This window comes from Acinetobacter thutiue, assembly GCF_030385805.1.
Classification (GTDB): domain Bacteria; phylum Pseudomonadota; class Gammaproteobacteria; order Pseudomonadales; family Moraxellaceae; genus Acinetobacter; species Acinetobacter corruptisaponis.
Genome location: NZ_JAUDZE010000019.1, coordinates 1 through 9469 on the forward strand (window position 1 = coordinate 1; position 9469 = coordinate 9469).

General features: G+C 35.8%; 12 protein-coding genes and 2 pseudogenes. 4 read left to right on the top strand and 10 right to left on the bottom strand.

Annotation, left to right across the window (positions count from 1 at the left end; translation table 11 throughout):
• Positions 1 to 464: pseudogene (locus tag QTA56_RS18110) on the bottom strand (hypothetical protein); the annotation flags it as partial.
• Positions 465 to 675: 211 nt separating this feature from the next.
• On the opposite strand from QTA56_RS18110, the gene QTA56_RS18115 reads away from it, so the two are divergent.
• The 4 genes from QTA56_RS18115 to QTA56_RS18130 all read left to right on the top strand — a co-directional run bounded on the left by QTA56_RS18115 (position 676) and on the right by QTA56_RS18130 (position 3413).
• The gene (locus QTA56_RS18115) at positions 676 to 1566 is read left to right on the top strand and encodes a MobA/MobL family protein (RefSeq protein WP_326498168.1); all 891 of its coding nucleotides are present in this window, start codon (positions 676 to 678) and stop codon (positions 1564 to 1566) included.
• Between the two features lie 39 nt (positions 1567 to 1605).
• Positions 1606 to 1962, top strand: coding sequence for a hypothetical protein (locus QTA56_RS18120; RefSeq protein WP_086265272.1), 357 nt, complete (start codon positions 1606 to 1608; stop codon positions 1960 to 1962).
• A complete protein-coding gene (locus QTA56_RS18125; RefSeq protein ID WP_192596778.1) occupies positions 1959 to 2180 on the top strand; it encodes a hypothetical protein in 222 nt (73 codons plus the stop codon). Before QTA56_RS18120 ends, QTA56_RS18125 begins: the two co-directional genes overlap by 4 nt.
• 306 nt (positions 2181 to 2486) lie before the next feature.
• Positions 2487 to 3413, top strand: coding sequence for an LPO_1073/Vpar_1526 family protein (locus QTA56_RS18130; RefSeq protein ID WP_086265279.1), 927 nt, complete (start codon positions 2487 to 2489; stop codon positions 3411 to 3413).
• 50 nt (positions 3414 to 3463) lie between these two features.
• On the opposite strand, the gene QTA56_RS18135 is transcribed toward QTA56_RS18130, so the two are convergent.
• The 9 genes and pseudogenes from QTA56_RS18135 to QTA56_RS18175 all read right to left on the bottom strand — a co-directional run.
• A complete protein-coding gene (locus tag QTA56_RS18135) occupies positions 3464 to 3865 on the bottom strand; it encodes a protein-export chaperone SecB (protein WP_086265278.1) in 402 nt (133 codons plus the stop codon).
• Positions 3866 to 3870: 5 nt separating this feature from the next.
• Positions 3871 to 4170, bottom strand: a complete 300-nt coding sequence (locus QTA56_RS18140) for a hypothetical protein (RefSeq protein WP_086265277.1) — start codon at positions 4168 to 4170, stop codon at positions 3871 to 3873.
• 2 nt (positions 4171 to 4172) lie between these two features.
• On the bottom strand, positions 4173 to 4739 hold the full coding sequence (locus QTA56_RS18145; RefSeq protein WP_086265276.1) for a poly(ADP-ribose) polymerase family protein: 567 nt from the start codon (positions 4737 to 4739) through the stop codon (positions 4173 to 4175).
• A gap of 170 nt (positions 4740 to 4909) precedes the next feature.
• Positions 4910 to 5305: a type II toxin-antitoxin system tRNA(fMet)-specific endonuclease VapC gene (gene vapC / locus QTA56_RS18150; protein WP_086265275.1), complete on the bottom strand. Its 396-nt coding sequence runs from the start codon at positions 5303 to 5305 to the stop codon at positions 4910 to 4912.
• Entirely contained in the window at positions 5302 to 5532 is a 231-nt protein-coding gene (locus QTA56_RS18155; protein ID WP_012268402.1) for an antitoxin, read from the bottom strand. Before QTA56_RS18155 ends, vapC begins: the two co-directional genes overlap by 4 nt.
• A gap of 824 nt (positions 5533 to 6356) precedes the next feature.
• Positions 6357 to 6584 (bottom strand): hypothetical protein, encoded by a 228-nt coding sequence (locus QTA56_RS18160; RefSeq protein ID WP_086352936.1) that lies wholly within the window; start codon positions 6582 to 6584, stop codon positions 6357 to 6359.
• Positions 6585 to 6902: 318 nt separating this feature from the next.
• The gene (locus QTA56_RS18165) at positions 6903 to 7424 is read right to left on the bottom strand and encodes a plasmid replication DNA-binding protein (RefSeq protein ID WP_267982268.1); all 522 of its coding nucleotides are present in this window, start codon (positions 7422 to 7424) and stop codon (positions 6903 to 6905) included.
• A 71-nt stretch (positions 7425 to 7495) separates the two neighbouring features.
• Positions 7496 to 8404: a replication initiation protein RepM gene (gene repM / locus QTA56_RS18170; RefSeq protein ID WP_026441244.1), complete on the bottom strand. Its 909-nt coding sequence runs from the start codon at positions 8402 to 8404 to the stop codon at positions 7496 to 7498.
• A gap of 679 nt (positions 8405 to 9083) precedes the next feature.
• Positions 9084 to 9469, bottom strand: a pseudogene (locus QTA56_RS18175) (hypothetical protein); the annotation flags it as partial.

The window sequence follows — 9469 nt, forward strand, 5'->3', positions numbered from 1 at the left end:
TTGATCTGGTCTTCTCGTTTTTTCTGTTGTTTCTGGTTTTGTTTTTCCTTTTGTTGTTCTGGATTCAGGGCTTTTTCTATTTTCTGATTCAGGTTTTTCGCTGCGGTCTGGTGGCGTTGCGTTTTGAGGATCTCATCCAGTGCATCGTGCATGGCAAAGTAGGCATCGATGTCATGTTTTTGATGGAGCTTGAGGATGTTTTGTTCCAGAGCGGTCTGTTTGGCAGGTTCTGTCTGTTGGATCAGTTGCAGCTGAAGCATGCGTTTGTTGTAGGCATTGCGTTCATAGCGACATTTTTGGATCAGTTGTCGGTCTTGCTCACTGAGATCCTGAAGACTTTTTTTGTTTTTGAGCATGTGCAAGCAACGTTCTTCAACTCGGCGTTTGAACGGTAGATTGAGGATGTGCGTGCCGAGTTCGTTGATTTCTTTTGCTGTGAGAACTAACGCTTTGCGTCCTGCCATTTGGATCTCATTTTGCCGTGAATTGACTCCATGTTAGCGTCATGTTGTGGGCGTTTAAACTATTTTTTCTGCTATGCATAAAAAATAGTTTATCTCGTTTCCGTGTCTTTTTTTGACAACAACCGCTAAAGCGATTATTGTCAAAAAAAGACACTCCTCCTCGCTCCTGCGGAGAGCCTCCTTTGCGAATTGGATCTCAGGTGAATTCGGCATGTTTTACATGAATATTCGGCACAATGTGAAGAAGGATTCCAGTTCCAAGAATACCTTCCATTATCTGACTCGAACCGCGCATTTTGCCGAGCAAAAGGCCGATGAGGAATTGGAGTTTGTGCGTTCTGGAAATATGCCTGCTTGGGCTGTCGATGCACCTGCGACTTTTTGGCATAGTGCGGATCGTTATGAGATTGCTCGAGGTCGAACCAGTTCAACGTTGACTGTGGCTTTACCAAAAGAATTGTCGAAGCAGCAGCGTAAAGAATTGGTCGAGGCCTTTATTCAGGAATTTGCTGATCAGTATCAGTTCCCTTATACCGCAGCGGTGCATAATCATCCGAGTGAGCTGACAGGTGAAGATCAACCGCATTTGCATCTGATGTATTCTGAACGGAGTCTGTCCGATGGGATTGAACGACCACCAGAGCAGTTTTTTAAGCAGTATCGTCCAAAGAATCCTACTAAGGGTGGCGCACAGAAATTAACGGCTGATGCGTTGGGCTTTGGCCGTGATCAGGTCAAAGCCTTTCGAGAAAAAACTGAGCAGCTAATTAATCAGGCTTTGGAAAGGCATGCACCGATGAAAACCGTGATTCTGGAGGGTATGGAAATTGTTGTTCCGAATCGAGTGAGTCATTTGTCCAATCAGGAATTTAACCAGAAGTACGGAACGCAGTTGCAGGATGTTCCGCAGATCCATCGGTGGAAGTTGAAAAGTGCTGATCCAATTATTCAGCTTGAAGTTGAGGCACAGAAGCAAACCATTCAACAGATTCGACAATTTAACAAGCTCCAGATTTATCAAAAGGAGTATAACCAAGCCTTAGCGCAGCGTAAAAATCAAGACTTGGATCGTGATGATAGTTATACGCCATCATGGTTCTAGGAATATTGTGAGGTTTTAAATAAAGCTTTTGGAGGTCGTATGAAGACTGGAAAACAAATTCTTGAGGGTCTATTTGAAGATCAACGTGCAGCTGTACATGATCCCCATCATCCAGTGAATGATCAGCTTCGTGCCAGTCTATTGTGGAAGAAACATTTACTTGAGTTGATTCAGATTCCACGCCATCAACTGAAATCAGATGATAGCTATGTTTTGGTGTCGGATATTCCAGAGTATTTTAAAGCACAGTTTGAGCAATATTTTTTAGGTCAGAACCTATTGCAGCATGTGGATCATCCTGAAGAATCACGATTGGATAGCAAACGTTTGGACAGTTTTATTGCCTATCTGAAAGATCATCCAAGTTATCAATCAGAGCAGCGTGGCCAAGCATGAAAAATCCAGTAGATGCAGATCGAATTCGAGCTGCTTTTAAGGCAACGCAAGGGATTGTGGAGCATTCATTTGAGCAGCATGTAATTGATGCCAGTCAAGCTTATGTCAATGCGATGATTGAGCGGATTGCGTCTGGGGAGTCGACCTTTGAGGAGGAAGATGAGGTGTTAATGATGAAGTGGCGAGCTATGAATGCCTTACAGGATAAGGATTCATAGCTTCGTATAAGGCGTATTATGTTAATTTTAGAGAAACTACATAAAAGAGGAGTAAAATTTTTTGAGAATATTAATAGTTATAGTCACATTTATTTGGTTGGTTTGTAGTTTAGCTTATGCTTTTTATGACCCTAAAATGACTTCCTACGCCCTAGTAGCAGGAGGACTGATTGCATTTTTAACAGCGATAGCTAACGTTAAACAAAATACCAGGAAAGAAGATAAGGTTCAGTCTCAACATGTCTCAGGTAAGAGTACAGGTATTCAGGTAGGCAATGACTTAAAGATAAATCAAAGGAAAAATAAGTGAGTGATAAACAGAGTCAAACTGTCAGAGATGGTTCAACAGCTCTCCAAGTACAAGGAGATATGACTATTGGTCTCTCTTATGATGAAGTCAAAGAAGTTTTTTTAGACCTTTATCAAGCCAATAATTATCAGGTACAGACACAATTAAGAAATCAAATTGATGAAAAAGTTCAATTACTCAGTTATATATTTTCTGAGAAATTAGAATCTAAGGCTAAAGCCATTGCTCAAGATGTAGAGACTTTAAAAGAGAAGATCCATACTATTGGTTTTCAAAGTTCGGCGAATAATTCTTTAAAGCAAATGGTCTGTAAAGGTGAGAATTCTTTAACAGAATTATTATCTGATTTATTGGTTGAAAAGATAACAAATGAAAAAAATAATTTTTATATTGAAGATGCTATATCATCTTTAGAATTTATAACAAAAAATGATATAAATTTCATAAGCTTATACTATATTTTTCAATATAAAATATATGGTCGAGGAAATGGTCTTTTCAAGAATAATTATTATGAGAAGCTTAAACAAATTTATGGAGAAGGTACGCAAGATTTTGAAGCTCAGGTAGAGCAATATACCGAATACTTTCTAAATTTTGATAGATCAATTTATAAATACTTTTTGTCATTAAACCCAGAAGCCGTAGATTTTAACTATTTGTTAAGTAAGGGCTGGTTCTATGGACAGACATATAGATCTACAAATATATTTGGAAGAGGAATAGCTGGTTTAAAGCATTCGAATGGAGCTACTTTTACTTTAGATGAATATCACGCAGCAATACCTGAAGCTCAACAATTATTAAGTGTTTTTGATCCACTTAAACGTATTCAAGATAATCCTCTAAGTACCATTGGGGAATTAGTAGCTGAATTAATAAATGAAGAGACAATCAACCAAATACGAAATAAAAAAGCCTAGATCTGATGCCTAGGCCCTTTATAAGAAAAATTATTTTAACATTAGAAAACTTACGTTGATTTCTTAAATTTTGTGAAATTATAGGTTGGTAAAAGAATTGGATAATAACCTGAACTTACAAAAAAATTGCTCACGAATGCTCTTAAGAATGGATATGCTATAGCTGGAGCATTAATAATTGGGAAGTTCGATTCTTTGAATTTTTCATCTATATCTTGTTCACACTCAAATTTAGATAAAAATTCCAGTTCAAAGAAACTGGTTTCTTCTGTCTTTACTTCTAGATGAAATTTTATAACAAAATTTTTTGATGAATTTTGAAAAAAAATAGGAGTAAATCTTAGATAATCATCAATATTTATTGAATCAAGATTTGATAAGTTTTCTAGAAGTTGAGATGATGGAGAAAATTTTAATTCTCCAATCTTATATTCAACAAATTTGATATTCATAAAAATTAAGCTGCTGCTGCGTATTCAGGTTCATTATTACTAGAGATCTCAAAAGAGAAACTCTCTCGAGACCTTATTTCAGGATTGGTATTGTTAGCCTTGTTATTTATAGAAAATAATTGAATAACATCTTGTTTGAAAGACGCCTCAATAATCTCTTCATATAAAAGCTCTAAAGTGGGTAAATTTTCAACTAGACCTTCAATACCAATGCTAGGCGCACGAGATGCTCTTTCATCAAGTTCTTCAAAAGACATAGTTTCAATTTTTTCTAGAAATTTCTTAGCTAATGCTGAATCAAACATATCTAGATTCTCCTAATTGATGCTAAAGGAATAACGCTGTTCTCTCTAACAACTAAACAACTACTTGCAAACTGAGTAGCCCATTGTAACCCTTTCGATTTAGGGTCCTTGTAGTTTTGTGGTACAGCAGCTTTAACATGATATACAATTATTTTTTCATTAGAGATCTCTTCAAGCTCCTGAAAAAAACCGTTATATATTTTTGTTAATTCTGCTTTGACATCTCTGCTTGGCATAGCTTTTAGCTTAGCATCGAATTTTAATAAATAAGCACGTAAAACACCTAAATAATCTATTGACTCTAAATCTAAAAAGTTGTTTTTATTCAATAAGATATTACAAGCTAATACACATGGTTCTGTCTCATCAACACCATCATATGCACCTTTCGTCAAGTTGAATTCAGCATACGATCTAGCTAAATCGACAGCATCATCAAAATTTGGAGATGCATGCCAAAAATACACTCCAGCACCATGCCGTCCATCACAAATTCTAAAATTCTCTTTACATATTAAATTTGCATATGAACTACATGTACCATGTGTAGCTAATAAATCTAATGTCATAAACTACTAATACTTATAAAAAAATTTAAATCATTTAATAATGCGAATACTATATTAAATACTATACAAAATCTGCACTATATTTCTAATAATACAAATTAAATATTATCGGCATTTAACATAAAATCTCTTATGCGAATTCTAGCCCTGCATAGGGCTAGATATAGCGATTAGACCCAATTCTCTAGCTTTAGACCATCAATCCGTTCAAATTCTTTTGTATTGTTCGTTACTAATACAACATCCAATGCCAAAGCATGAGCAGCGATCAGCATATCTAAGCTGCCAATCGGTTTACCTGTGGATTGAAGATCTTGGCGTAATTTGGCGTAATGCCAAATTGCTTGTTCATCGTAAGGAAGAATCTCTAAAGGTGACAAAAACTTGTTTAATGCCTGTTTATTGCGTTCAGATCCAGACTTCTCTACACCGAAAGCCAGCTCAGATGCCGTGATACTTGAAATCGCAAGCTGGCCGAGTTGATATTGCTTAAAGCGTTCAAAAATGTGTTGAGGCTTGTTGTTGATGACATAGATACAAATATTTGTGTCTAAGAGGTAAATCATTTGAACTCCTCACGGAACTGTTCGCCTTGATCAGCTCGCTCCAACTGGAATCCAACCTCAAACTCATTGATGGCTTCTAACATGACATCCCAAGGGTTATCGATTGGCATCAACAAAACGCCACGTCCGAAGCTTTTGATGGCCACTTCAGTGCCATTGAAACGAAAGGCCTTAGGCAAGCGAACCGCTTGACTGCGACCAGTTTGAAATACTTTGGCAATTTCCATGTTGACCTCCAGATACACAAGATATATATCACTGATATATACCATAGCATTAAAGTGTGTAGAGTCAAAGTACAATTAAAATCATGAGACAATAAAAAACCCCGACATCCTGTCGGGGTTTTTCGTATTGGGCTGTTAAGCATGACTCCTGTCTTGCTTCACGATCCTGGTGCGCTGATTTCTTATTGTTATCTGGAACATCCTGTTCTCAATGAGTTCATAATAGGAAATTGAACTGAGTATGGCTATTAGTGAATTTCCTGAATGGCTGTACGCCATAGCGTACATGGACATATCCTCAAATTATCCCGATATTTGTCCGCAGAAAATGGGGATAAAAGAGGGTTATTGAAGCCTTAAGAAATCAGGGAAAAACAAAATTTTGAATATTTTTTAACCTATTTTATTGGCTAAAAGTGACAAAAGTGCTTAAAAAGCAGCCGACATGTGTCTGAGTCGGCTTTTTAGTGTTTTTTGGGATTATGTAAAATTTACAAATTATTGATTTAATTAAAATAATTTAGATTGGTTTCGCATAACGCCCATTATGTTAAATGGATGATAGATCTGAATAATTGTTACTTATAAGACATGCTAAAATTAGATCAAAATCTATTACCTATAGGTCAAGTTATGGAAACAATTATTATTTCATTGATCTTGGTTATTATTCTGATTTTACTGACCATAATGTATAACAAAAAAAAGTGAAACATACGCTTACTCAAGAGCTTAAACGTCCTGAACTGATAGCTGAAATCAATAAAATTTCACACATTGATTAATGTAAAAAAAGAGCATATTGCTCTTTTTTTTTGGGGGGGTTATTCAAAGTGAAGTTGATATTCATCTGTAGTTATTTTTATCTTTAGACTTTTATATTTTCGTTTGGTAGCACTAAGAGCTGAATTGGTGACTTCTGTATGAAATTTGGGATCATTCATCAGATCGTGAAATAGTTTATATCCAATCAATAACTTACTTGATTTTTTATTTGCTTTTAAATCATTTTCAATTAATTGATCTAATTCTTTTACAGAAAAACTATGCATCTTAACCTCACTAGTATGTTTCTGAGGGAGAACCATACAGGTTTCATAATAGGAACTAAAGACATTATTTGGCTTCTGCTATATGGAATATTACTGTAAAAGTAATAGGTTAAAATTATATCACGTTTAGATTTTCTAAAATTAACATAATACGGATTATACGAAATGCAATTTTTTATCTTATATAAATCATTTGCTTATAGTTTATTTGAAAGCCAAATCCTTTGTGATTTGGCTTTTTTGTTGAGTTTTCACGTTCCACGCCTATTCTTTGATCAATGTTTCACGACTTTATTCATATTAGTTAAACAATCGTGGTTAATCATAGGGTCTAAAAAAACGGCTCCAAAAGCCTCTTTTTTCGGGTTCAGCCTCAACCTGTTCAGGGATCGGAATCCGTTTAGGCTCGGCAGTAGTCAATCCGTCATGTTTCGTATCATCGGTGCCTGATTCTGGCTGTACTTGAGCTGCATTCGATTTAGGCTGTTCTTGATCGGTAAACGTAGTCATATTGGCTTTTGGGGCTTCCAGTAAGCGCTGCATCGTTTCAATCTGGTTTTGATAAAAGGATTCCCGGTCTTTAGCATCCGAAAGCTGATTTTTCAGCATGTCTATCTGCTGTCTAAGCAGTAAAACTTCTGCCGAACTTGGACTGTCTATTTTTACAGGTTCTTTTACATCCTGTTTTTTAGCAGGCTCTCCAAATACACGGATAGCTTCTGAAAAATCAATTTTATTATCAGAATTTTTGCTTAATATTCCTTTATTTATATGGTTGTAAATAGTTTGTCTATTTATGCTATATAGCTTAGATAACTCAACAACAGAAAGACTTTTCATTGTGTAAAACTATGCCTAATCTTGTAAAAATAATATGTCTAATAGGCTGTCTATTAGACAGCCTTTATAGCCTAAACTTTTAAATCTAAATTGTCTAAATAATCTGAATATTTGTCTAAATTTACAGGGTCTTTTAACAGTTGTTTAATCCTTTTGGCAAAGTTTTCATAGCTTTCACCAGCCTCACTAAATTGGCTAGAAAAAGCAGAGTCATAAGCCAACTTATTTGCAAATAAATCTAATTGTTTCTCCGTTAGGCTAGCTTTTTTAGGCTTAACTTTTTTACGTTCCTGTTTTTGTTTGAATGTGAAAGAGAAACCAGAAATTGTTCTGCCAGTTTTATGTTGTTGATAGTTAGCCGTTATATCTGTTAGTTCATTAACTTGTTTCAAGGCAAAATCTAGGACATAGGTTTTAAAATTACTCATAGTCTTGTATTGAGTAGCCTCAACGCCTAGTTGTTGTCTGAATGTTGATAGATTAAAAACTGGTGTTTGACCACTAGATCGCCATTGGATTAGTAGCTCATATAAGCGAATGGCGTATGTACTTGTTAATTTGGAAACTTGTTGTATTTCATATTTAGTAAAATTTTCTTCTAATCTAGTAATTAGAGGGACAATATCTTGAGTGAAACGTAAGAATACAACTCCTGATTGATGTTCATAACCAATTTTATCCACCCATCTACAGTGGAAACTTCTGTCTTTACCTGTTTTTGGATTTATATCGTGATAAGTAACATAGCGATCAAATAAGCTTCTAGAGGCATCCCTAAGAACGGTATATGCAGTATGTTTTTCAACATTAAAAGTATTTATGTAGCTACTAGCGTGAACTTCCAACAAGCTATTTTCCGTGATGCCTTGTCCCGTTTCTCTTGCTTCAGCTATTGCCAAAAGAATAAGACGTTGCTCAACAGTATCTAATGTATAACTTGCTTGAATCAGAGCATTATCTTTTACAACTAACTCGGCCATTTTTTTAATATAAATCAAATTTAACTAGGTCATACCATAAACTATTTTAACTAGGTTGTAAAACGACCTATTAATTAGGTCGATAAACCTAGTTTTATGGGTCGATAAACCTAGTTTTATGGGTCGATAAACCTAGTTTTATGGGTCGATAAACCTAGTTTTATAGGCTTTGAAACATTTGCTATTAAAGGCTTTCAGCCTGTCTAAAAGCATTAAAAAGTATTAAAAATAATTAAAAGCCTAGTCTGGTCAAAATTGCCCTTGGTTTTCGCTACGCTCAAACTCTATTGAATCTCGCTTTCGCTCGATTCTGGGGGCAATTTTTTGGCTCTTTTCGTTGTGAATTTGAGAAAAAGCAAAGGCAACTCGGAATTCGCTTCGCTCATAGAGCTTTATGCTCGCTTCGCTCGGTCTAGAATCAAATTTCTACATCTAAACTTCACTTTTTTAGGTTTGTTAACCTAAAAAAGCGGTTTTTCAGAGGGCCGAGGCGCGAATTTTGTGGATGTCGCTCGTAGACACTCGCTTGGTTGAGGCCTTCTTATCGCTTATAGATGCTATATCATTTGCTTCTATTTGCGTTTAGAGGCACTTTTTTGTTTTTTGGGTACCTGATCTCTAGTTCAGTTTGAAATGATCGTACTATGGCGAAAATACAGCGTTTAAACGTGATATTTGTTTATTGCTCTGGTGTTTTGTTGAATGGGTTTCTTGGATCTTGTTTGGCTTCTTGTATAAATCGTTCAATTTCTTGGTATTGGCTTGAGTTGGCAATTTCTTGGGTGACTGTCTGTAGATCCTTGTTAGTTTGTTGCATAGTTTTACCGATCAAGGCCATACGAAATAAGGTTTTCAGGTTGTCCAAGTCCTGATTGGAGTGGGTTATTTGAAACTTTGCTCGTTCAAAAATACCTAGATAGAGTGAACCGATAAAGTATTTGATCTGGTCTTCTCGTTTTTTCTGTTGTTTCTGGTTTTGTTTTTCCTTTTGTTGTTCTGGATTCAGGGCTTTTTCTATTTTCTGATTCAGGTTTTTCGCTGCGGTCTGGTGGCGTTGCGTTTTGA